Source organism: Bradyrhizobium sp. CCBAU 53351, from assembly GCF_015291745.1.
Taxonomy (GTDB): domain Bacteria; phylum Pseudomonadota; class Alphaproteobacteria; order Rhizobiales; family Xanthobacteraceae; genus Bradyrhizobium.
In genome coordinates this window covers 4,701,010-4,723,704 of record NZ_CP030059.1, presented here as the reverse complement: position 1 = coordinate 4,723,704, position 22,695 = coordinate 4,701,010, and the positions used below count along the sequence as shown (strand labels likewise).

20 protein-coding genes are annotated in these 22,695 nt (G+C 61.3%); 16 read left to right on the top strand and 4 right to left on the bottom strand.

Annotated elements, in window-relative coordinates:
* Positions 1-40 precede the first annotated feature (40 nt).
* From XH83_RS22370 to XH83_RS22295, 16 genes are all read left to right on the top strand, one after another.
* Complete coding sequence (locus XH83_RS22370) at positions 41-721, top strand: lytic transglycosylase domain-containing protein (RefSeq protein ID WP_371746115.1); 681 nt, start codon at positions 41-43, stop codon at positions 719-721.
* A 418-nt stretch (positions 722-1,139) separates the two neighbouring features.
* Entirely contained in the window at positions 1,140-2,903 is a 1,764-nt protein-coding gene (locus XH83_RS22365; protein ID WP_194402901.1) for a DUF3363 domain-containing protein, read from the top strand.
* Between the two features lie 36 nt (positions 2,904-2,939).
* The gene (locus XH83_RS22360) at positions 2,940-4,922 is read left to right on the top strand and encodes a conjugal transfer protein TraG (protein ID WP_194402900.1); all 1,983 of its coding nucleotides are present in this window, start codon (positions 2,940-2,942) and stop codon (positions 4,920-4,922) included.
* 6 nt (positions 4,923-4,928) lie between these two features.
* Complete coding sequence (locus XH83_RS22355) at positions 4,929-5,354, top strand: CopG family transcriptional regulator (protein WP_194402899.1); 426 nt, start codon at positions 4,929-4,931, stop codon at positions 5,352-5,354.
* Positions 5,355-5,488: 134 nt separating this feature from the next.
* Positions 5,489-6,826: an MFS transporter gene (locus XH83_RS22350; protein ID WP_194402898.1), complete on the top strand. Its 1,338-nt coding sequence runs from the start codon at positions 5,489-5,491 to the stop codon at positions 6,824-6,826.
* A gap of 277 nt (positions 6,827-7,103) precedes the next feature.
* Positions 7,104-8,018 carry a P-type conjugative transfer ATPase TrbB gene (gene trbB, locus XH83_RS22345; protein ID WP_194408364.1) on the top strand — a complete coding sequence of 305 codons (915 nt, stop codon included), beginning with the start codon at positions 7,104-7,106 and terminating at the stop codon, positions 8,016-8,018.
* Between the two features lies 1 nt (position 8,019).
* Complete coding sequence (locus XH83_RS22340) at positions 8,020-8,346, top strand: TrbC/VirB2 family protein (protein WP_194402897.1); 327 nt, start codon at positions 8,020-8,022, stop codon at positions 8,344-8,346.
* Entirely contained in the window at positions 8,346-8,609 is a 264-nt protein-coding gene (locus XH83_RS22335) for a VirB3 family type IV secretion system protein (RefSeq protein ID WP_027531664.1), read from the top strand. Before XH83_RS22340 ends, XH83_RS22335 begins: the two co-directional genes overlap by 1 nt.
* 10 nt (positions 8,610-8,619) lie before the next feature.
* A complete protein-coding gene (gene trbE, locus XH83_RS22330; RefSeq protein WP_194402896.1) occupies positions 8,620-11,061 on the top strand; it encodes a conjugal transfer protein TrbE in 2,442 nt (813 codons plus the stop codon).
* Entirely contained in the window at positions 11,058-11,789 is a 732-nt protein-coding gene (gene trbJ / locus XH83_RS22325; RefSeq protein WP_194402895.1) for a P-type conjugative transfer protein TrbJ, read from the top strand. The genes trbE and trbJ overlap by 4 nt, the downstream gene beginning before the upstream one ends.
* Positions 11,789-12,160, top strand: coding sequence for a putative entry exclusion protein TrbK-alt (gene trbK-alt, locus XH83_RS22320; protein WP_194402894.1), 372 nt, complete (start codon positions 11,789-11,791; stop codon positions 12,158-12,160). The genes trbJ and trbK-alt overlap by 1 nt, the downstream gene beginning before the upstream one ends.
* Complete coding sequence (gene trbL / locus XH83_RS22315) at positions 12,157-13,386, top strand: P-type conjugative transfer protein TrbL (RefSeq protein ID WP_194402893.1); 1,230 nt, start codon at positions 12,157-12,159, stop codon at positions 13,384-13,386. The genes trbK-alt and trbL overlap by 4 nt, the downstream gene beginning before the upstream one ends.
* Positions 13,387-13,489: 103 nt before the next feature.
* Complete coding sequence (gene trbF, locus XH83_RS22310) at positions 13,490-14,173, top strand: conjugal transfer protein TrbF (RefSeq protein ID WP_194402892.1); 684 nt, start codon at positions 13,490-13,492, stop codon at positions 14,171-14,173.
* A 35-nt stretch (positions 14,174-14,208) separates the two neighbouring features.
* Positions 14,209-15,195 (top strand): P-type conjugative transfer protein TrbG, encoded by a 987-nt coding sequence (gene trbG, locus XH83_RS22305; RefSeq protein ID WP_246776512.1) that lies wholly within the window; start codon positions 14,209-14,211, stop codon positions 15,193-15,195.
* A complete protein-coding gene (locus XH83_RS22300; protein WP_194402890.1) occupies positions 15,192-16,406 on the top strand; it encodes a TrbI/VirB10 family protein in 1,215 nt (404 codons plus the stop codon). Before trbG ends, XH83_RS22300 begins: the two co-directional genes overlap by 4 nt.
* Before the next feature lies 1 nt (position 16,407).
* Positions 16,408-16,650: a DUF2274 domain-containing protein gene (locus tag XH83_RS22295; protein ID WP_194402889.1), complete on the top strand. Its 243-nt coding sequence runs from the start codon at positions 16,408-16,410 to the stop codon at positions 16,648-16,650.
* On the opposite strand, the gene XH83_RS22290 is transcribed toward XH83_RS22295, so the two are convergent.
* From XH83_RS22290 to XH83_RS22275, 4 genes are all read right to left on the bottom strand, one after another.
* Positions 16,623-17,561 (bottom strand): LysR family transcriptional regulator, encoded by a 939-nt coding sequence (locus tag XH83_RS22290; protein WP_194402888.1) that lies wholly within the window; start codon positions 17,559-17,561, stop codon positions 16,623-16,625. The two genes, XH83_RS22295 and XH83_RS22290, sit on opposite strands and share 28 nt — an antisense overlap.
* 190 nt (positions 17,562-17,751) lie before the next feature.
* Positions 17,752-18,234 (bottom strand): SgcJ/EcaC family oxidoreductase, encoded by a 483-nt coding sequence (locus XH83_RS22285; protein WP_194402887.1) that lies wholly within the window; start codon positions 18,232-18,234, stop codon positions 17,752-17,754.
* A 104-nt stretch (positions 18,235-18,338) separates the two neighbouring features.
* On the bottom strand, positions 18,339-20,117 hold the full coding sequence (locus XH83_RS22280) for an autotransporter domain-containing protein (RefSeq protein WP_371746114.1): 1,779 nt from the start codon (positions 20,115-20,117) through the stop codon (positions 18,339-18,341).
* 384 nt (positions 20,118-20,501) lie between these two features.
* Positions 20,502-22,691, bottom strand: coding sequence for a molybdopterin cofactor-binding domain-containing protein (locus XH83_RS22275; RefSeq protein WP_371746366.1), 2,190 nt, complete (start codon positions 22,689-22,691; stop codon positions 20,502-20,504).
* Between the last annotated feature and the right edge of the window lie 4 nt (positions 22,692-22,695).

Genomic DNA, 22,695 nt, shown 5'->3' with positions numbered 1-22,695 from the left:
GGGTCGCTTGGGCACGCGCGTTTGGGCTGTCGTGCCCCTGATGCTTCTTCTGATCGCGTTCGACGGTGCTGCTTTGGCCCAGAGCGGATCAGCCGCTCAGCCGGGGATCAGTCAGACCGGTCACCCATTTGCCGGCTTCATCGATGAAGCGTCACAACGCTTTGCGATAGCGCCGAACTGGATCCGATCAGTCCAAAGCATCGAGAGTGCCGGTGACGCGCACGCCAGATCGCCAAAAGGCGCAATGGGCCTGATGCAAATCATGCCGGCGACTTGGACGGAACTTCGCGAGCGCTACAATCTCGGGAACGACCCCTACGACCCGCACGATAACATTCTGGCCGGCACGGCTTACTTGCGCGAACTGCTCGATCGGTATGGCTCGCCTGGCGTGTTTGCCGCGTACAATGCGGGACCATCTCGCTATGAAGAGCATCTCGCAGGCGGCTCTTTGCCGGAGGAGACGCGAGCGTATGTCGCAAAGCTTACAAATCAGCTTGCGATCGAACTGCCGCCGAGGTGGACGTCCAGCGGACAGTCATCAGCAGTTGCGGCGCTATTCGTCACGCGATCCGATCTCATGAAAACGCGCGATCGGTTGCTGGCGCTCATGCCGTCTCGCGGTGTCACGACTGCAATCTCGGCGCTCGGTGTTTCGCACATGGTTCCCCGGCCTATTGGCGTGTTCGTCCCTCGATCGGATGCGGGAGTATCGCAATGACCAAGTGTGCGGGTTCGCAAACCTTGGCGTGCTTCACAAAGCAAGTAGCACGTGCTGATGGTGTATGGGCGATGCCTTCGGCCCGCGCTCTACTCGTCGCTTCGCTCCTCACCGAGCCACCCTACGGGTGTCTCGGCCCTTCGGGTAACGATCGCTATCGCAAGCGCTCGGAAGCAGTGCGGGCTTCGCGAGTTGGCTGCCAAGTCACGGCGGCTCTGTCGGGAACCGGCGACTGGGAGACCGCAACGGCAGGACGGCGAGATAAAAGGGGCTCGCCGGTCGAACCGCAAGCCATTGGCATGGCTTGGGTTCTGACGTGCCGGTCGGTCGGGGCGCGTGCCGCGCCTTGTACTTTGCACAATGCAATCAAGGACATTTTCGGCACTGTGGGCGCCTTAGCGCTGTTCGAGGCCCGGCAATGACCGTTGGCGACAGCGATCTGCGTATTCGACCCGGGCGTATTCGCAGCACACGCACGCCTAAGCCGAAGAGCTTCATCAACCAGGTGCTACGTGCCGCGAAGAAAGCTGGCCATACCTCGGGTCAGCCTGCGGCTGGCAAGCGTTCCGCAGCCTTCGGACGCTCGACGTTTGGCCGCGGTAGGCTCGCGTTTAGCCGCGGCCGATTGTTCAGCTCGACGCGGCGCGCCGTGGTGAAAGCGCGCGTTGTTCGTCACAAAGGACGAGCATTCCGCTCGGCGCCGCTGACGGCCCATCTTTCGTACCTGAAGCGCGATGGCGTCACCCGGAACGGTGAGAGAGCCGAGATGTTCGACGCCGGCAGCGACCGCGCCGATGGCGCGGCCTTCGCGGAACGGTGCCAGGACGATCGCCATCATTTTCGGTTCATCATCTCGCCCGAGGATGCCGGCGAGATGACCGACCTCAGGGATTTCACCCGCGATCTCGCCCGGCAAATGGAGATCGACCTCGGCACGCGGCTGGATTGGGTAGCTGTTGATCACTGGAATACGGACAACCCTCACGTCCATCTTCTCGCTCGGGGAGTCGATGAAGATGGCGCTGATCTCGTGATCTCCCGCGACTACATCAGCCGAGGGCTGCGCTCACGCGCTGAGGAATTGGTCGCCATCGAACTGGGTCCGAAACCAGAGCGCGAGATCCGCAATTCGCTAGGGAGGGAAGTCACGGCGGAGCGATGGACGCGGCTCGATCGCGAGATCCGGCTGGCAGCCGACGAAACCGGCTATATCGATCTTCGCCCCGATAATCCGGGCAATTCTGATCCCGAGATCCGGCGCCTGATGGTTGGCCGCCTCCAGCACCTGGACAAGATGGGCCTTGCCGCGTCCGCCGCACCTGGCGAATGGATGGTAGGGCTTGAGGCCGAACGCAGCTTGCGCGATCTCGGCATGCGCGGCGACATCATCAAGACGATGCACCGCGCTTTTGCCGAACGTGGGGAAGTGCGTGGTGTTGCCGACTACGTCATCGAAGGTGGACCGCCGGCATCCCAGATCGTCGGACGCTTGATTGATCGAGGACTGCATGACGAACTGACCGGCGAGGCCTTCGCCGTGATCGACGGAACCGACGGACGTGTACATCACGTCCGCTTCCACGGGATCGAGGCCTTCGAACATGCGCCGCCGATCGGCGGCATCGTCGAAGTCCGACGCTTCGGTCAAGCTAGCGATCCGCGTCCCACGCTGATGCTGGCGACCCGTTCCGATCTTGACCTTGGTGAGCAAGTCACCGCGAAAGGGGCGACCTGGCTCGACCACCGGCTGATCGAACGCGATCCGATGCCGCTCGCCATGGGAGGATTCGGTCGCGAGGCTCGCGATGCCATGGAAGCCCGGACAGAGCATCTGATTAAGGACGGTCTGGCACGGCGGCAGGGCCAACGCATCATCCTGCAACGCGACCTGCTAAACACGCTGCGTCGACGCGAACTGGATGAGGTGGGAGCCAAGGTCTCGGCAGACTCCGGCCTGCCTCACGTGAAGTCAGCATCCGGGGAGCATGTGGCAGGCACGTATCGCCAGCGGCTGATGCTCGCCTCAGGGCGTTTCGCCATGATCGACAATGGGCTCGGCTTTCAGCTCGTGCCTTGGTCCCGCGACCTCGAAAAGAGGCTCGGCCAGCACGTCACCGGCGTCATCAAGGACGGTGGCGGCATCGAATTGGGCTTCGGCCGCAAGCGCGACCTGGGCCTCTAGCTATCTCGCCAATTCAGTTACGGAAGGACCGTCGCGATGTCAGGAACCAAGATCCTCTGGGGCCAGGTGATCGTTGTCGGCCTGATCGTTTTGACGGCCATCTGGGGAGCAACCGAATGGACAGCCTGGCGGCTCGCCTATCAGGCAGAGCTTGGACGCCCCTGGTTCGAGTTGTGGGGTTGGAAGATCTACTATCCGCCGATCTTCTTCTGGTGGTGGTTCGTCTACGACGCCTATGCGCCTCAAGTCTTTGTCGAAGGTGCCTTCATCGCAGCGTCGGGAACCGTCGTTTCGATCGCGGCGGCGATCGGCATGTCGGTCTGGCGGGCCCGCGAGGCCAAGAATGTTGAGACCTATGGCTCGGCGCGTTGGGCCGGTCTGGAAGAGGTGAGAGCGGCCGGTCTTCTCGGTCCGGATGGCGTGGTGCTGGGCAAGCTCGACGATGACTACGTTCGCCATGATGGACCGGAACACGTGTTGTGTTTTGCTCCCACCCGGTCCGGCAAGGGTGTCGGTCTCGTCGTTCCCTCGCTGCTGACTTGGCCCGGCTCGGCCATCGTTCACGACATCAAGGGCGAGAACTGGCAACTGACTGCCGGTTTCCGCTCCTGTCACGGCCGCGTCCTGTTATTCGATCCGACCAACACCAATTCCTCAGCCTACAATCCGCTGCTCGAGGTCCGACGCGGGGAGTGGGAAGTTCGCGACGTCCAGAACGTCGCCGACGTCCTGGTCGACCCCGAAGGCTCACTCGATAAGCGGAACCACTGGGAGAAGACCAGTCATTCGCTCTTGGTCGGTGCCATCCTCCACGTCCTCTATGCCGAGGCTGACAAGACCTTGGCCGGCGTGGCCGCCTTTCTGTCCGACCCGAAGCGGCCGATCGAGGTAACGTTGAAGGCCATGATGACGACGCCGCACCTTGGTGAGCAGGGTGCCCACCCCGTGGTCGCTTCGACCGCGAGAGAGCTTCTCAACAAATCCGACAACGAACGTTCCGGGGTCCTGTCTACCGCGATGTCGTTCCTTGGACTTTACCGTGATCCCGTCGTGGCCCAGGTGACCCGTCGCTGCGACTGGCGAATTGCAGACCTAATCTCCGATCCCCGGCCAGCGTCGCTTTACCTCGTGGTGCCGCCTTCCGACATCTCGCGGACCAAGCCGCTGATCCGCCTGGTGCTGAACCAGATCGGCCGGCGCCTGACCGAGGACTTGCACGCCAGCAACCGCCGGCACCGTGTCTTGATGATGCTCGACGAGTTCCCGGCGCTCGGGCGCCTCGATTTCTTCGAGTCCGCGCTAGCCTTCATGGCGGGCTACGGCATCAAGAGCTTTTTGATCGCGCAATCGCTCAATCAGATCGAGAAGGCCTATGGGCCGAATAACGCGATCCTCGACAATTGCCACGTCCGCGTCAGTTTCGCGACTAACGACGAGCGGACCGCAAAGCGGGTCTCAGACGCGCTGGGTACGGCGACCGAGATGCGGGCGATGAAGAACTATGCGGGTCACCGGTTGAATCCCTGGCTGGGGCACCTCATGGTCTCGCGGCAGGAAACGGCGAGGCCGCTCCTGACCCCTGGTGAGGTCATGCAGCTCCCGCCGCGGGAGGAAATCGTCATGGTGGCAGGGACACCGCCGATCCGCGCCAAGAAGGTGCGCTACTACGAGGATCGGCGGTTCTCCGAACGCGTCCTGCCGCCGCCAGATCCTGCGGCCTCCGGCCGGTCATCGCGGGCGGACGGTTGGTCGACGCTTGGAACCCTTACGCCGGCAGCGACCAGCAGGGCGGAGCAGTCAGAGGAAGACACGGCGAACAGCGGGCTTCGTCGCGAGCCCGAGCTTCCCGATCACGTTGCGATCGTCAAGGAGACGACCGATTCAACGCCGGCAGAGGAATTTGCCGTTGTTCTTGACGACGACGAGGATGCAGTACGCCAATCGCGACTTCTCCGTCAGCAGATGCGTGGCGTCGCCCGTCAGGTCGCCATGGACCCGAATGACGGCATGGAGCTGTGAGCCGACATGCGCGACCGCATGAATGTGTACTTTCCGCCGGAGCTTCTGAAGCAGATCGCGGATCTCGCCGATCGTAAGAATCTTTCCAGGTCTGCGATCGTGGAAGCGGCGGTTGCGTCTTTTCTGTCACCGGACGGGGCGGACAGGCGGGAGGCAGCGTTCACCCGTCGCCTGGACCGGCTGTCGCGCCAGATGCAGAGGCTGGAGCGTGACGTTGGATTGACGGCCGAAACCTTGGCTCTCTTCATCCGCTTCTGGCTGACAATCACGCCGCCGTTGCCAAACGACGCACAGGCGGCGGCTCAACTCAAGGGTCGGGAGCGCTTTGAAGGATTTGTCGAAGCGCTCGGGCGTCGGTTGCAGAAGGGACAGAGTTTCCTGCGCGAGATTCCAGAAGACATCGTTCGTCAGGAGCCGGGCAGCGAAACCTGATTGAACCACATAGGCGAGCTATTTCGCCGGCCCTCCTTTTTCTACGCCAGCCTACGACCGCAGCAATTTAGACGAGCCGAAAAAGAGCTGGACGCGCTATCGGCCCGCATGAGCTGAGGAGCAGGGGAGCCAGCATGCAAATTTCAGCGGCATGGCGTCTTATCGCGCGCGTTTTTCTTCCATTCGCCGCTGGATATTACCTTTCATACCTGTTCCGAACGATCAACGCTCTGATCTCCGGCCATCTCATCTCGGACACCGGGCTCGGGACTGCTGACCTGGGGTTGCTTACGTCAGTCTATTTCCTGGTGTTCGCGGCGGCTCAGATCCCTATCGGGATTTTGCTGGACCGCTTTGGCCCGCGTCGCGTCCAAAGTGCGTTGCTTTTGGTGGCCGCTGCGGGTGCCGGCCTGTTCGCGATGTCGACGGGGTTGCCGTCGCTGTTGATTTCGCGAGCAATGATCGGCCTTGGAGTGGCGGCCGCACTGACGGCCGGGTTGAAATCCATCGTTCTCTGGTTTCCCAGGGAACGAGTGGCCTTGCTGAACGGCTACATGATCATGCTGGGCTCGTTCGGAGCGGTGACCGCCACAACCCCCACCGAATACCTGCTCGCCTGGATCGGCTGGCGACAGCTCTTTGAGATCCTGGCGGCAGTGACCGGTGCCACGGCTGTGCTCATCTACATCGTGGTCCCTGAGCGTGTCATCACCCCGTCAATAGGATCAATCCCCGCCACCCTCAGTTCCGTCTTTGGCGACCGGCGCTTCTGGCGAATTGCCCCGTTGTCGGCGACTTGCGTGGGATCAGCCTGGTCTCTGCAGGGATTGTGGGCGGTACCATGGCTGGCGGACGTCGAGCGACTTGGTCGTGAGGGTCTCGTCGGACAGCTCTTCATCATGTCGATCGTACTTTGTGGCGGTGCCTGGTTGTTCGGCACAACGGTCCACTTCATCCGACGAAGAGGGGTCGGTGCGGAAACAATATTGGCAGTGGTCGCGATGTTTTTCATCGCAGCCGAGCTTGCCTTGATCCTGCGCGCGCCTCTACCATCCATTTTGCCGTGGTCCGTCGTCGCAATTGTTGGAACAGCGACCGTGGTCAGCTTCGCGGTGACAGCTGACTACTTTCCGCCTGAACTCGCCGGTCGCGCCAACGGCGCCGTGAACGTACTGCACTTTGGATGGGCATTTTTGGCTCAATACGGGACAGGCTTGATTCTGGAGCAATGGTCCACGAATGATGGCCATAGGGCCATCCTGGCGTATCAGGTCGCGTTTGGTGTCAACGTAGCGCTGCAGATCGGAGCGTTGGTTTGGTTCGCGCTACCGTCGTCGCTCCGATCCTTCACTGGCTGGATGGGTTCAATTGCCTTCTTCGCGCCGGTTAGCGTTGCCGAGGCAGTTGAACCGGTAGTTCCGTACGAGCAAGCGATCGTATTGATACCGATGGATGGCGACGCGGAGTGGTGAGCCGCGACCCACAACGTTGCGTTCAAACCTTGCTGACGAAGACTGTTCAAAATTCATCGCTACCAAACTTGTTCGTTCGAGCAGGCGTCAAATATCTGTTCCCGATCTTTCTTTTTCTACGCCAGCCTACGATCAACGTAAGCGCTTGTTGCCCCAAATCGATCCGTGGCTTTTCTAATCAACCCATCTGAGGACGCCCTCTAAGCGTCCTCATTCGGTGGGGGCGGCGGTGGCAATCCATTCCTTTCAATCGGAGGCGAATTCGCGTGGTGCGCGAATGCTGCGTAGCGCACTTGGTGCGGCCATTGCGGGTTACCTGGAAGACGACGCAATCATCGAGGTCATGCTCAATCCGGATGGGCGGTTGTGGATTGATCGGCTGTCGAGTGGCCTCACTGATACCGGCGAAACGTTGTCCGCGGCGGACGGCGAGCGCATCGTTCGTCTGGTAGCACACCATGTAGGCGCGGAGGTGCATGCTGGCTCACCACGCGTGTCTGCCGAGCTACCTGGGACCGGCGAACGCTTCGAAGGGCTGTTACCTCCAGTCGTTGCGGCTCCTGCCTTCGCTATCCGTAAGCCCGCGGTCGCGGTCTTCACACTCGACGACTATGTCGCCGCGGGAACGATGACGTCGGATCAGGCCAGCGCCTTAAGGGCTGCGGTCGCCGCGCGCAAGAACATCCTCGTCGCTGGGGGGACGTCGACTGGCAAGACAACGTTGACCAACGCGCTCTTGGCCGAGGTGGCAAAGACCTCCGATCGGGTCGTGCTGATTGAAGATACACGCGAACTCCAATGCAAGGCGCCCAATCTCGTTGCGCTGCGGACCAAGGACGGCGTAGCGACGCTATCTGACCTTGTCCGCTCCTCGCTTCGACTGCGCCCTGACCGTATCCCGATCGGCGAGGTCCGGGGCGCCGAAGCGCTCGACTTGCTCAAGGCCTGGGGTACCGGCCATCCCGGCGGCATCGGCACCATCCATGCTGGCACCGCGCTCGGCGCGCTACGGCGGCTCGAGCAGCTCATCCAGGAAGCCGTCATCACAGTTCCGCGTGCCCTCATCGCAGAGACCATCAACCTCGTCGCCGTGCTCGCCGGTCGCGGCGCCGATCGTCGCCTCACCGAGCTCGCCCTCGTCACGGGGCTTGGGGCTAACGGCGACTACAGCGTTTCACCAGCAGGAGACTGACATGCGTCCGCAATTTCGCTTTCTTCGAGAAGCCGCTTCACTGACGGCTTCCATCACGGTTTTTCTGACGACGGCGCCGGCATGGGCGGCTGGCTCGAACATGCCGTGGGAGCAGCCGCTCAATCAAATCCTGCAGTCGGTCGAAGGCCCCGTCGCCAAAATCATCGCCGTCATCATCATTGTCGTCACCGGGCTGACGCTCGCGTTCGGCGATTCATCGGGTGGATTTCGCAGGCTGATCCAGATCGTGTTCGGCCTGTCGATCGCGTTCGCGGCCTCGAGCTTCTTTCTGTCGTTCTTCTCCTTCGGCGGCGGCGTGGTGATCTGATGGATGAGCCAGTCGCAGGTTTTGTCGTGCCCGTTCATCGCGCGCTCACCGAGCCGATCCTGATGGGCGGCGCGCCGCGATCGGTTGCTATCGTCAACGGCACGCTGGCGGCTGCCCTCGGACTTGGACTGCGGCTGTGGATTGCGGGTCTCGTCCTCTGGTTCATCGGCCACATGGCTGCCGTCTGGGCCGCCAAGCGCGATCCCGCCTTCGTCGATGTGGTGCGCCGACATCTGCGCATTCCCGGTCATCTCAACATCTGAGCCTCTCGTCATGATGAACCTTGCCGAATATCGCCATTCCAACGCCCGTCTCGCGGACTTCCTGCCTTGGGCAGCCCTGGTTGATGAGGGAATCATCCTCAATAAGGACGGTTCGTTCCAGCGGACGGCAAAGTTCCGGGGACCTGACCTCGACAGCGCTGTGCCGGCGGAACTTGCCGGCGTCGCCGGTCGTCTGAACAACGCCTTGCGCCGCCTTGGATCCGGCTGGGCCGTGTTCGTTGAGGCGCAGCGCCATTTTGCCGGTAGCTACCCGCCGAACACTTTTCCGGATGTCGCGTCTGCACTGGTCGACGCCGAGCGCAGAGCACAGTTCGAGGAGGCAGGCGCCCACTATGAGTCCAGCTACTTCCTGACCTTCCTCTATCTGCCACCGGAGGAGGGAGCTGCCCGGGCAGAGCGACTGCTCTACGAGGGGCGCGATCGGACTGTGGCAGCAGACGCTCGCGAGGTGCTCCGCGGGTTTGCCGATCAAACCACCCGTGTGCTTCAGCTCCTTGAAGGTTTCATGCCGGAATGCGGCTGGCTCGATGATCAGGACACGCTGACCTATTTGCATTCGACGATTTCGACCAAGCGTCATCGCGTTCGCGTGCCCGAAATTCCCATGTACATCGATGCTCTGTTGGCTGACCAGCCGCTGACCGGCGGGCTCGAGCCGATGCTGGGCTCAGCCAATATGCGAGTTCTCACGATCGTCGGCTTCCCGGGCACGACGACGCCGGGAATTCTGGATGATCTGAATCGCCTGGCGTTTTCGTACCGCTGGTCGACGCGCGCGATCATGCTCGACAAGACCGATGCCACCAAACTGCTGACCAAAATCCGCCGCCAGTGGTTCGCAAAGAGAAAATCAATTGGCGCGATCCTCAAGGAGGTCATGACCAACGAGGCGTCGACGCTGCTCGATACCGACGCACACAACAAGGCGATCGATGCCGACGCCGCGTTGCAGGAACTGGGTTCGGATCAGATCGGACAAGCCTTTGTCACGGCGACCATCACCGTCTGGGACGGGGATCCCGGTGCAGCCGACGAAAAGCTGCGGCTGGTCGAGAAAGTCATTCAAGGCCGCGATTTCACCTGCATGATCGAGACGGTGAACGCCGTCGAAGCCTGGCTCGGCAGCCTGCCAGGTCATGTCTATGCCAATGTGCGGCAGCCGCCGGTTTCGACTCTCAACCTCGCCCACATGATCCCTATGTCGGCGGTATGGGCGGGCGAGGCGAGGGATCTGCATTTGAAGGGCCCGCCGCTTCTATTTGGCAAGACCGAGGGATCGACCCCATTCCGGTTCTCCCTCCATGTCGGCGACGTCGGCCATACCCTCGTGGTGGGACCGACAGGGGCTGGCAAATCGGTGTTGCTGGCGCTAATGGCGCTGCAGTTCCGCCGTTACCCGAACTCTCAGGTCTTTGCGTTCGACTTTGGTGGTTCGATCAGGGCGGCCGCACTTGCCATGGACGGCGACTGGCATGATCTCGGCGGCGCGCTGTCTGACGGGGACGAAAACCCCGTCGCCCTGCAGCCGTTGGCCTGGATCGACGATCCTTCCGAGCGAGGGTGGGCGACGGAATGGATCGCGGCAATCCTGGCGCGGGAAAAGATCGAGATCACCCCGGAGGTCAAGGATCACCTGTGGTCGGCATTGACGTCTCTCGCTTCGGCGCCGAGGGAGGAACGCACCCTGACCGGCCTGTCGGTCCTCCTGCAATCCAACTCCCTGAAGCGTGCCTTGCAGCCCTACTGCCTGGGCGGTCCGTCAGGGCGCTTGCTCGACGCCGAATTCGAGCGCCTTGGCGAGTCCTCGGTCCAGGCATTTGAGACCGAGGGGTTGATCGGAACGAGCGCGGCCCCGGCCGTGCTGGCCTACCTTTTCCATCGCATTGGAGACCGTCTCGATGGTCGGCCCACACTTCTCATTATCGATGAGGGGTGGCTTGCTCTCGACGACGAGGATTTTGCTGGCCAGCTCCGGGAATGGCTGAAGACACTTCGGAAGAAGAACGCGTCGGTCATCTTCGCCACTCAGTCGCTATCGGACATCGATGGCTCGGCGATCGCGCCGGCGATCATCGAAAGCTGCCCGACGCGCCTGTTGCTGCCGAACGAGCGGGCGATCGAACCGCAGATATCAGCTATCTACCGTCGCTTCGGCCTCAATGACCGACAGATCGAGCTTCTGAGCCGAGCCACCCCGAAGCGCGACTACTATTGCCAGTCCCGTCGCGGCAACCGGATGTTCGAACTGGGTCTCGGCGAAGTTGCGCTGGCCTTTACGGCAGCCTCTTCCAAGACCGATCAGGCTGCTATCGGGCAACTGTTCGCTGAACATGGACGTGACGGCTTCGTGCCCGCCTGGCTCCAGCACCGTGGCGTCTCCTGGGCGCTGGACCTGATCCCCAATCTCGGCAATTTGGAGAGATCGCTATGAGTCGCCTTAGCGCTCTGCTGGCTGCCGGCGCCGTCGCCCTCACGCTTGGCGTCTCAGCGCCTGCGCGGGCACAGTGGATCGTCTTTGATCCCAACAATTACGTCCAGAACGTCCTGACCGCCGCGCGGGAACTGCAGCAGATCAACAACCAGATCACCTCGCTGCAGAACGAGGCGCAGATGCTGATCAATCAGGCGAAGAATTTGGCAAGCCTGCCATACTCGTCCTTGCAGCAACTGCAAGCATCGATCCAACGGACCCAGCAATTGCTGGCCCAGGCTCAGCGGATCGCCTACGACGTCCAGCAGATTGATCGCGCGTTTTCGACCAGCTATGCGCCGGCGACTGGCAGGCAGTCGAATCTGCTTTTAGTCGCCAATGCTCAATCGCGGTGGCAAAATTCCTATGCCGCGACGCAAGACGCGCTCCGGGTTCAGGCCGGCATCGTCGGCAACCTCGATACCAATCGCATCCAGACGTCCGCGCTCGTAACGTCAAGCCAAGCCGCTAGCGGCGGCCTGCAGGCGACGCAGGCTGGCAATCAGATTCTCGCGCTGAACGCGCAGCAGCTCGCCGATCTCACCGCTGTCGTGACGGCACAGGGCAGGGCGCAGAGCCTTGAAGCGGCTCAACGCGCCTCAGCCCAAGACCAGGGCCGAGAACAACTCCGACGGTTTCTGACACCAGGACAGGGCTATCAATCCCAAGACGTGCGGATGTTCCACTGATGACTGACACGGGTCCATTCAAGGCGTTATCGCTACTCACATCAGTCGGGATACTGGTCGTCGCAGCCTGCACGATCCAGCTTCGTGGTGGAGAAGATACGTCTGCACCGACAAAGGCAGAGCAGACCACTGACGTAGGCGGTTCCGATCTCGCCCGCTGTCGCACCGTCACTTCAGACGATGTCACTGGCTATCAGCATTGCCAAAGAGTTTGGGCTGAAAACCGGCGTCGCTTCTTTGGCAGGAAGGACAGTGCTGCCGCATCTCGGGGTTCCGATCCAGTCGCGGGCCAGACGCCCGCGCCGAAGGACGAGAGCCGGATGCCGCAAGGATATCCGTCCGTGGTGCTACCTGACGCGAGCAAGCCATGACGGGTACCGGCATCATCGACCAATTTCTCGAGACGTTTACTCGCTACATCGACAATGGCTTCGGGCTCGTGGGTGGCGACATCGGATATCTCGCAACTACGCTTGCGGCGATCGACATTACGCTTGCCGCTTTATTCTGGAGTTGGGGGCCGGACGAGGACATCATCGCGCGCCTCGTCAAGAAGACGCTCTTCGTCGGTGTGTTTGCTTACCTGATCGGTAATTGGAACAGCCTCGCACGCGTCGTCTTCGAGAGCTTTGCGGGTTTGGGGCTTAAGGCATCTGGCGCGAGCCTCTCTACCTCAGACTTCTTGCGGCCAGGAAAGATCGCTCAAGTCGGTCTCGATGCCGGTCGACCGCTGCTCGACTCGATTTCGAACCTGATGGGCTACATCAGCTTCTTCGAGAATTTCGTTCAGATCGTCGTTCTCTTGTTCGCCTGGATTGTCGTATTACTCGCCTTCTTCATCTTGGCGATCCAGCTCTTCGTCACCCTGATTGAGTTCAAACTCACGACGCTGGCGGGCTTCGTGCTCATCCCTTTCGGTCTGTTTGGAAAGACCGCCTTCGCGGCCGAGCGCGTGCTGGGCAACGTCATATCGTCCGGCATCAAGGTCCTGGTCCTGGCCGTGATTGTCGGCATCGGATCGACCCTGTTCTCGCAGTTCACCTCCGGCTTCGGCGGCGCACAGCCGACGATTGAAGACGCGATGACCCTGGTACTCGCCGCGCTCTCATTGTTGGGCCTTGGCATCTTCGGTCCGGGAATCGCAAACGGCCTGGTGTCCGGTGGACCGCAACTTGGTGCCGGTGCCGCGATCGGAACAGGCCTTGCCGCTGGCGGTGTCGTTGCAGCGGGCGCGGGCCTCGCCGCCGGTGGTGTTGGCCTCGCCAGTGGAGCGATCGCAGGTGCCGCGCGCGGCGGGGGAGCCGTCTTGAGCGGTGCGTCCACAGCCTATCGAAGCGGCGGGCTGGCCGGCGTCGCTGAAGCCGGCAGTTCGGCGGCCATGAGCCCGTTACGTCGTTCGGCCGCCGCATTCACTAACACTGGGCAGGCGAGTGAACCGGCCACGAGCGCGCCCGCGGACGGGCAGCCTGATTGGGCGCGGCGCATGAAACGCGCCCAGACAATTCAACATGGCGCATCGACTGCCGGCCACGCCGTCCGCTCCGGCGATCATGGCGGCAGCGGCTCCTCCGTCGATTTATCTGAAGGAGAGCGCTGAAACGCTGCCAAGCTTCGCCTTCCACCCACCGTACGCAGTGACGTGCCTTATTACGAAGCTGCCCGACATCACACCGATCACTCGATCCAATGGGGCAATATCGATGTTCAAACGACCTTCCGTTCACTACGGGCGCATGCCCGGGCCGATTACGCCATACCAAAAGGCAGCACAGGTCTGGGACGAACGCATTGGATCCGCCCGCGTGCAGGCCAAGAACTGGCGCCTGATGGCGTTCGGCTGCCTCATGCTATCGACGGGCCTCGCCGGTGGACTTGTCTGGCAATCGGCGCAAGGATCGATCACGCCCTGGGTGGTTGAAGTCGATCGGCTCGGCCAGGCCCAGAGGGTCGCGCCCGCCAATTTCGACTATCAACCCACCGACGCGCAGATCGCCTACCATTTGGCGCGCTTTATCGAAGATGTCCGGGGGCTGCCGGCCGACGGCATCGTTCTGCGCCAGAACTGGCTTCGGGCCTACGACTTTGCGACCGATCGCGGCGCGGCCGCCCTCAACGACTTTGCGCGTAACAACGATCCCTTTGCCAGGCTGGGTAAAGCGCAGATCTCCGTGGATGTCTCCAGCGTCATCCGCGCCTCACCAGACAGCTTTCGGGTCGCGTGGACCCAACGCATTTACGACAACGGCTCGTTGAGCTCGACCGAACGCTGGACCGCGATACTCACGGTCGTGATCGAGACGCCACGCGATGCCGAACGGCTGCGCAAAAATCCTCTTGGCGTCTACGTCCGCGCCATCAACTGGTCGAAGGAGCTGGGTCAGTGACCAAGACGACGCCGAACGCTTATGAAAAGCCTTCCATTACTCACCGCAGGCTCAACGCCGGTTTCGTAACCTCAAAGCGAGCGGTTTTGTCCGCCCTGCTGCTTTGTACGTCGGCCCTTGGAGGTTGCGCGACCTATATTCCGCCGGAGATCAGCTATGACGCTGAAGTGCCGGCGTTGCCAGCCCCTCCAGTGCCTGTCGACGACAGATCGAAACCGCTTCACGTTCCTCCGCTTTGGAAACCAGCTCTTGGCGGCAAGTCAGGAGCAAAAGAGGAGGCCGAACCTGTAAGCCGGGTTGAGACGGCAAACGGAGCGTCTCGCGTCGAGCCGCGCAAGCGAGGGTATTTCAACGCCGCCCAGATCTACGCGTACAGCCCGGGCGCGCTCTACCAGGTCTACGCTGCACCTGGCCAGATCACGGATATTGCGCTCGAGGAGGGAGAGCAACTGACCGGATCAGGGCCTATCGCGGCGGGCGACACAGTACGCTGGGTTGTGGGCGATACCGAGAGCGGAAGTGGTGACGCGCGACGCGTCCATATCCTAGTCAAGCCGACGCGGGCTTCGATCGAAACCAACCTTGTCGTCAATACCGACCGGCGCACCTACCTGATCGAGCTCCGCTCCCGCGAGCGGCCATACATGCCATCCGTTGCATGGTACTATCCGGAAACCGTTCGCGAACGATCGCGAGCGGCCACTCTCAGACCTGTTCTTCCCGATCCGGGCCAGCGTGTCTTTCGTTACGCAATCGAAGGGGGCAGCCCACCGTGGCGGCCGCTTTCAGCGTACGATGATGGCCGCAAGGTCTACGTCGAATTCCCGCAAGGAATTGTCCAGGGCGAGATGCCGCCGCTCTTCGTCATCGGCCCCGACGGAAAGACCCAACTCGTCAACTATCGCGCGTACGGCAACGTGCTGATCGTAGATCGGTTGTTTGCCGCCGCAGAATTGAGGCTCGGCGGTGAGCACCAGCAGAAGGTCAGAATTGTCAGGACTGACGGGAGGCCGTCGTCATGAACACCCAGAACGATCGCGAGCAGGCGGTTCAGCCGCAAACACCGGACGAGCAGTCCAGTAGTTTCCGGCTAAGAGCGGAGCCTCCGCGCGTGACGCGTCTGTCACGGAAGATCCTGGCCGGAGGGAGCGCGGTTGCCTTGTTCGTCATCGGCGGCGCAGTGTTGTGGTCTCTCCAAAGCAATCGATCCCGAAATCAAGTCGCCGACGAACTCTACAGCACTGAGCATCACAATATTGCTGATGGTGTTACGACGCTACCGAAGGACTATGCGGGTGTTCCGCGCCAAGCCATCCCGCAGCTTGGTCCGCCACTTCCTGGCGACCTTGGCCGGCCGATCCTTGCTGCTCAGGGGCAGTCGCCAACCTTTGGCACCACGGCTCCGGATGCAGAACAGCAGCGCCGGGATCAGGAAACCGAAGCGGCCCGCGTAAGCCACTTGTTCGCTTCCTCCAATGGGAGAGAAGTGCGGCCACCTGCTGTCGCGGCTCTGGGGAGCGACCGATCTGCTCCATTGATCCCGGCCACGAATAGCGATGAAGGATCGACGCAAAGCGGTCAGGACAGGAAGCTCGCCTTTGTCAATGCATCCGTGGATCGCCGTACAGTAAGCCCCGACCGCGTCACCAGGCCGGCTTCACCATATATTGTGCAGGCCGGTACTGTCATTCCGGGAGCATTGATTACCGGGATTCGGTCGGACCTTCCGGGTCAAATCACCGCGCAGGTGACGGAAAACGTATTCGATTCGCCGACCGGGCGCCTTCTGCTTGTCCCGCAAGGAGCGCGCTTAATCGGCGTCTACGACAGCCAAGTTGCGTTCGGCCAATCTCGCGTCCTGCTGGTTTGGACCCGCTTGATCATGCCGAATGGTCGTTCAATCGTTCTGGAGCGGCAGCCAGGTGCCGATGCGGCTGGGTATTCAGGGTTGGAAGATGAAGTCGACAATCATTGGGGCGAGCTGTTCAAGGCTGCTGCTCTATCGACGCTGCTGGCCGTCGGTACCGAGCTCGGTACGGGTTCGGACACAAACAGCAATGACAGTGCCATTATCCAGGCCCTGCGACGCGGAGCGGGGGATTCACTGAATCAAACCGGCCAACAGGTTGTCCGCCGTAGCCTCAATATTCAGCCGACGCTGACCATTCGTCCGGGATTTCCAGTCCGTGTCATCGTCAATCGGGATCTCGTTCTCGAGCCATACAGAGGGTGACATGACCAAGCTCAAGATAGGGGCGCTTCCAGACGAGAGACCGGTCAAGGTTAGCGTTGAATTGCCGGCTTCCGTGCACCGGGATCTGGTCGCTTACGCGGCAGCTCTTGCGCGAGAAACGGGTCAGGCGGTCAGCGATCCGGGTAAGCTGATAGCGCCGATGCTGGCGCGATTCATGGCCACTGATCGTGAATTCGCAAAACGGCGCCGCATGACTCAATCACGCGCCGTAACCGAAGGATAGCGTTCGGCCAAGAGCTTGAGAAGGCTTTTCAGGGCAGGGTTGCTGTTATCGGCCCGCCAATGCGCCGAAAAGTCAAACCGTGTCGACCCGGTCCCGTCGCGCAATTCGCGATAGACCAAGCCCGCAAAGCTCGCGCCAACATCCGATTCCAAAACCAAGCTGATCCCAAGCTTCATGCTGATAAGGCTCTTGATGATTCCTCGGCTGACATCATGGCGCTCGATCCTGGGGCGATCTTCAGGAGAAACAAGCTTTGATATCACGAGATCCTCAAGCTCACGTCCGGGATCGTGCTGGCTCAATAGCACGGTCTCGTTCCGAAGGTCCGTCCAATAAATTACGCTCCGCGCGGCCAATGGATGGTCTTCAGCCAGCGAAACCAGGATGCGCTCGCTCCAGAGCGGGCGAACGTTATTGTCGGGCAGTGGCACCTCTCCAGTTACGACAAGTATATCGACCGTACCGTTTCGCAGTGCAGTTGCCAGCCGTGTTCGAGATCGCTCGACGGTTGCGAGCTCGATCCGAGGAAATCGGCTCTTGAGTTCTGTCAGTGTCGCTCGCAGATTGCCCGCGGAAATCGAGGTACAAAAACCGATCGAAAGGCGGCCAGCTTCCCCGCGTCCATTCGATGCTGCAGTTGCGACGAGAACGTCGACTTGCTCCAGAATTAATCTGGCCATCCAGAGAACGCTTCGCCCCACTGGTGTTGGCTTTACGCCTCCGCCCGAACGCTCAAACATGTCGGCGCCGATCAGATGCTCAAGCTGACGAATAGATCGGCTCAGGATTGAATGGCGAACGGACAACGAGTCCGCGGCTTGCCGAATACTCCCGTAATCTGCGGCGGCGACGGCAAACCGGAGTTGCTGCAAATCAACAGCGCGCGCCCGGGACGTGCGTGGCTGGTCCATTGCTTCGTTTCCCACGACTTCCGAATCGAGCGGATGAGTTGCGTCGCGCTACTCGAACGCTCGTCCAGTTCCGAGCCTCCGATCGAATCCCCGCCCGACGGTTCTCGTTAAACGGCCGGCTCCAGAAATCGACACCGCCCTGACGCGCGAGAGGCGGTGGGGCGGCGAACTTCACCGCCCTACCAATGCCTCACTTTGTTTCATTCTTTTCCGGCATCATTGATGAGTGCAGGTGATCAATCTTCCAACTGCCGCGATCAAAACGGTAGATGAAGCTGTAGCGGGCCTTAACGTCCTGGCTGGCTCCGGAATCGTCCTTTAGCGTGACAGTCCACTCACCCACACGAGACGCGGTCTTGCAGTCGAGTTTGATTGTGCTTGTGTCGATCCGCGCTGACGGATTCTTCTTCAGGAAAGAGACGAAGTAGTCCCGCACACTCTCCGGACTTGTGCGCGTCTTGTTAGATACGGTTGGAAGCAGGACGGCATCGCGAGTAAATAGTCGGGCGACCTTGTCGGGATCCTTGGTCGCCCAAGCCGCGTTAAAAGCGGAAAATTGGCGCTCGATCTCGGCTGTCGAAGACGCCTGACAGTTTACTGGCGACCTTGCGACGGCGGATCCCGCGATCGAGAGCGCGGGAATCAGCGCGACGGCGAGGGTAGTCAGTCTCATCGATATCTCCTTGCGTCTGTCACTCTTCACCAAAGACGAAAGTGGAGGGCTGATTCGGTGTAGCGACCCAGTACCGATCGACCCACGGCTTCCGTCTCAAGCGTTTAGAATGAGATTTTGAGGCCGCCATTTCCGTAGAAATCATTGCCACCCTGACGCGCGAAGGTTTGTGATACGTTCGCGGTCAGCGCAACGTTGCTCGATACCGGGGCGACTACACCAGCCGCGACGCGACCATAGATGTGTTGCGATGTCGCGTTCGGCACCGTCCAGTTGTTGATGATCAGCGGTGCTGAAGTCGCTCCGAACTGGATAATCCGCCCGTTGCCGATGAAGTCATCGTCCGCTGTTAGGTTGATATAAGGGTTGATCAACCGGCCGGAGAGCATGAACGGAAAGCGGAACTGGGCGCCGACGCTTCCGATCAGCGTTTCCGCCGTCTGCTGGCCGACATTCAGGGTCAGCACGGGATCCCCGGCTTCGGTATATGCGTTGACCCTAGCGCGGGCGTAGGTCAGCCCGCCGATCGGACCGATCTGCGAATTACCGGCATCAAACAGGTATCCGACCTTGCCCGCGGCAACGAAACTCGTTCCATCGGGATTGGAGGTGATGGTATCGACAACGCCCGATCTAGTGTTGCGATAATTCTGCCAGCCGAAGGTGGCGAGGCCTTGGGCAAAGAAGTGCGCGCTGGTCCATGCGCCGTAGGCACCGAATTGGTACGCGTTGGCTTCGGTGGTGCCGGCATTGTTGAAGAACTTCGCTTTTGGATTGGAGTAGTCGAACGCCCCGCCGATGAAGGCATTGTTGTTGATACGATACTCGATACCGGCGGTGCCGCCGACGCTGTCGAGATTGAAGCCGTTGGACGCAACCGTCGCCTGACGATCGCTATAGGCACCGTTGCCCAGCATATAGAACGACCATGGATTGGCCGGCGCTGCTATTGGTCCCTTGGGGTAGGGCACCTTGGTGTACGCGGCGTAAGCGTTCATCGCCGAGGATACCATCGTCATCTCCCGAAAATTATCGAGCCTGCCGAACAACGTGGAGGCGAAGCCCATTGCCGACGACCTGCCGAGGTCTCCCTGCGCCGGCAGCGTGAGTGGCGCGTTGAGGCGATTGACAATGTATTCGCCTACAATCGTGTTTCCGAGCGACGTCAGATGGATGCCGTCGACATAGTACAGGTATTGGTTTTGCAGCGCCGTATTTCCGATGCAGGTCACGGGACACGCGCCGAGATTCGCGACTCCGTAACGTGAAGGGTTCGCGCTGATCTGGTTTACGAGCAAGGGAACGTCGATCAGTTCAACGCGCACGCCGGAACGTGCAATGCCGGCGAGCGCCGCCTGCATTTGGGCATTGTAGGCCTGGTTGTACGCCGAGCCGACCGCCGCATTGGGATTTCCGACAGCTTCCGGGAATTGACCGACGTCCAGGGTCGCAAAAACCAGGTTGCGGGCACCTGCCCCGACGAGTGCGTTGATGCCAGCCATCGTCTGATTGACGCTCACCGTGACAGCCGCGGGCACGCCAGCCGGTGCGCCGCCAGCCAGATAATACGCACGGGCGTCGTTACCGCCCATGCTTAGTTCCACAAGATCGGAGGCCGCAATCCTCTTTCCTGAGGCAATGAACCCCTGCCACTCCTGAGCAAACCCCGGAACACCCGGACCGACGCTATTGAGTGATCCCGTCTGGGCGCCGCCGATGGCGTAACTCGTTTGAGGAATTCCCAGCAGGAGCGACGTGGTGTCGACAAAGTTGGTGCCACCGCTGAAACGCCCGGTCGGATAGGCTGGTAAAGGCCCGACAATCTTGATCAGGTTGCCGGTATCCGCAAAACTATCACCGAATGCCTGGATCGTCGAAAACACCGTCTGTGCTGCTGCTTGGTTTCGACCCGGCGGAAAAACTGTCCCTGCACCGATTAACGCACAGAGTAGACCTGCCTTCACTGCGACTCTCATGGTATCCCCCCAACGATTCTTGGTAACTGACGCTTCACGGCTCCGCTTTGAGCCCCCATTGACTGCTGCCGGCGCTGTTGTTCATCTGTTGTTGTTCATTGTTTTCCTCCGTTGTTTTTCATCACTTTCCTCGAACAAGAATTACGAACGAACGCGTGCCCTCATAGGGCAATTTTGCAAACATGCCGGGCAGATGAGTTCTCGCCAGTCTCGCGAGCGCGCGCACCGTCGCCTTGTTGTCCGCAAGGCGCATCGCGCAGCACCACGCCGTCCTGTTTGTCACCTTCCACCTCACGCGAGGTTGAAGGGAAGCTGTCGCAACGGCTTGCCGGTCAGCCGCGCGATGGCATTGGCGAAGGCGGGTGCCAGCGGCGGCAGACCCGGTTCACCCATGCCCGTGGGCGGCTCTGCGCTGGGCACGATGTGGACATCGAACTCGGGTATGTCCGTGATGCGGGCCACGGTGAAACCGTCGAAATTGCCTTGCTCGACGACACCGTCCTTAAGCGTGATAGCCGCGCCTGGCAGGCACATCGAGAGGCCCATGACGGCCGCGCCTTGTAACTGGGCTTCCACGGTGCGCGGGTTCACCGCCAGATTGCAGTGAATGCCTGCAGTTACCCGGTGCAGTATCGGGCGGCCGTCCCGTACCGATGCTTCCACTACATAGGCCACGACGGTTTGGAAGGATTCGTGCACTGCCACGCCAAAGGCGCGGTCGGCGGGCAGGAGCTTTTTGCCGTAGCCGCTTTTCTCGACCGCCGTCTGCAACGCGGCGCGATGGCGCGGGTGCTTGTCGCCGAACAAATCCATTCGGTAGGTCACCGGATCCTGCTTCGTGGTGCGGGCGATCTCGTCGATCAGGCTCTCCATCACAAACGCGGTGTGGGTAGAACCTACGCTGCGCCACCACAACACCGGCACGTTGAGCTTGGGGTGATGTGCGGTAAGCCTCATCGGCAGTCCGTAGGGATCCCGCATGCCCTCGGTCGCCGTGACGTCGATACCGTTCTTTACTCGGAACTGCTCAAACACCGAGCCCGTAGTGATGGATTGCCCGACAATGACGTGGTCCCAGGCCAGCACCTTACCGCGCTCGTCGAAGCCAATGCGCGCGTGGTGCAAATGCATGGGGCGGTAGTAGCCACCCCGCATATCGTCTTCACGGCTCCACAGCGTGCGCAACGGTGCGTTCAGGCCGGCAGCACGCGCCGCCTTGGCGATCTCGCAGGCCTCGACCACAAAGTCGCTGCTACTCGAAAAGCGCCGGCCGAAGCCGCCACCGGCCATCTGGACATGGACCTCGACCTGCTCGGGTTTCAATCCCAGCACGCGCGCGACCGCGGCGCCGTCGAGACCGGGACACTGGCTGCCGGTCCAGATTTCGGCGCGGCCCTCAGAGAGCTGAACGGTGCAATTGAGCGGCTCCATCGCCGCATGGGCGAGATATGGAAACACAAACTCTGCTTCCAGTTGCCGCGGCGCTGTGTCGAGCGGGGTCATGTCGGCGTCGAACTGGCGCGCGCCTGCGCGACTGGCGAGCTCGCGGTACTGGACCAGTTGCCGTTCGGTGTCGACCTTCTCGACTGCCGACGTGTCCCACTGAAGCTTTAGCGCCTCACGCCCCTGCGTAGCCTGCCAATATCCATCTGCCACGACCGCCACGCCTTCGGCGCCGCGGTCCAGAGGCACGCGCAGCACAGCCCTCACGCCTTTCACGGCACGCGCCGCGCCGTCGTCCACCGAGGCAAGGCGCGCCCCGAACACAGGTGGGCGTGCGACCACCGCCGTCAGTTGGCCAGGCAGGCGAACGTCGATACCGAAACCCTGCTGCCCGCTGCTCTTGGCGCGCGCGTCGAGGCGCTGGGTCGGGCGGCCGATGATACGGAAATTCTTGGGATCCTTCAGCGTGACCTTCTCGGGCACCGGCTGCGCCATCGCGGCCTCGGCCAGTTCGCCGTAGCCGAGCTTGCGGCCATCCGGATTGAGCACCGTACCGGACTGCGTGCGCAGGGTGGCCACATCCACGTTCCAGCGCGCAGCGGCGGCACCGAGCAACATGGCCCGCGCGCGTGCGCCAAGCTCGCGATACTGCGCAAAACTGTTCTTGATCGAATTGGAGCCGCCGGTCAGGTGAATGCCGAAGCGCGGGTCGATGTAGGCACCGTCATTCGAACCATGCCGGCTGCGTACCAGGCTCCAGTCGGCGTCGAGTTCTTCAGCCAGGATCATCGGCAACGCGGTCTGCACGCCCTGTCCGAATTCCAGCCGGTTGATCGTGACGGTCACTTCGCCATTGGCGGCGATCTGTACGAACGCCGACGGTTGTTCGGTCGCCTTGAGTGCGCTCGCCGTTTGTGCGGTAGCCTGCGCTATTAGCAAGTGAGGAAACGCACCGAGAGCCAGACCGCCAGCGCCTGCCAATTTGAGGAAGCTGCGGCGCGGCAGCGTGACAGCTTTATCGAGTCGACTGTTCCCCATCAGG

Excerpts from the sequence above, each read along its gene's own strand:
- trbK-alt (WP_194402894.1), top strand. The coding sequence starts at position 11,789 with ATGACTGACACGGGTCCATTCAAGGCGTTATCGCTACTCACATCAGTC.
- trbE (WP_194402896.1), top strand. The coding sequence starts at position 8,620 with ATGATGAACCTTGCCGAATATCGCCATTCCAACGCCCGTCTCGCGGAC.
- trbJ (WP_194402895.1), top strand. The coding sequence starts at position 11,058 with ATGAGTCGCCTTAGCGCTCTGCTGGCTGCCGGCGCCGTCGCCCTCACG.
- XH83_RS22275 (WP_371746366.1), bottom strand. The coding sequence starts at position 22,691 with ATGGGGAACAGTCGACTCGATAAAGCTGTCACGCTGCCGCGCCGCAGC.
- XH83_RS22360 (WP_194402900.1), top strand. The coding sequence starts at position 2,940 with ATGTCAGGAACCAAGATCCTCTGGGGCCAGGTGATCGTTGTCGGCCTG.
- XH83_RS22335 (WP_027531664.1), top strand. The coding sequence starts at position 8,346 with ATGGATGAGCCAGTCGCAGGTTTTGTCGTGCCCGTTCATCGCGCGCTC.
- XH83_RS22295 (WP_194402889.1), top strand. The coding sequence starts at position 16,408 with ATGACCAAGCTCAAGATAGGGGCGCTTCCAGACGAGAGACCGGTCAAG.
- trbL (WP_194402893.1), top strand. The coding sequence starts at position 12,157 with ATGACGGGTACCGGCATCATCGACCAATTTCTCGAGACGTTTACTCGC.
- trbB (WP_194408364.1), top strand. The coding sequence starts at position 7,104 with ATGCTGCGTAGCGCACTTGGTGCGGCCATTGCGGGTTACCTGGAAGAC.
- XH83_RS22355 (WP_194402899.1), top strand. The coding sequence starts at position 4,929 with ATGCGCGACCGCATGAATGTGTACTTTCCGCCGGAGCTTCTGAAGCAG.
- XH83_RS22290 (WP_194402888.1), bottom strand. The coding sequence starts at position 17,561 with ATGGACCAGCCACGCACGTCCCGGGCGCGCGCTGTTGATTTGCAGCAA.
- XH83_RS22350 (WP_194402898.1), top strand. The coding sequence starts at position 5,489 with ATGCAAATTTCAGCGGCATGGCGTCTTATCGCGCGCGTTTTTCTTCCA.
- XH83_RS22365 (WP_194402901.1), top strand. The coding sequence starts at position 1,140 with ATGACCGTTGGCGACAGCGATCTGCGTATTCGACCCGGGCGTATTCGC.
- XH83_RS22340 (WP_194402897.1), top strand. The coding sequence starts at position 8,020 with ATGCGTCCGCAATTTCGCTTTCTTCGAGAAGCCGCTTCACTGACGGCT.
- XH83_RS22300 (WP_194402890.1), top strand. The coding sequence starts at position 15,192 with ATGAACACCCAGAACGATCGCGAGCAGGCGGTTCAGCCGCAAACACCG.
- XH83_RS22285 (WP_194402887.1), bottom strand. The coding sequence starts at position 18,234 with ATGAGACTGACTACCCTCGCCGTCGCGCTGATTCCCGCGCTCTCGATC.
- trbF (WP_194402892.1), top strand. The coding sequence starts at position 13,490 with ATGTTCAAACGACCTTCCGTTCACTACGGGCGCATGCCCGGGCCGATT.
- XH83_RS22370 (WP_371746115.1), top strand. The coding sequence starts at position 41 with ATGCTTCTTCTGATCGCGTTCGACGGTGCTGCTTTGGCCCAGAGCGGA.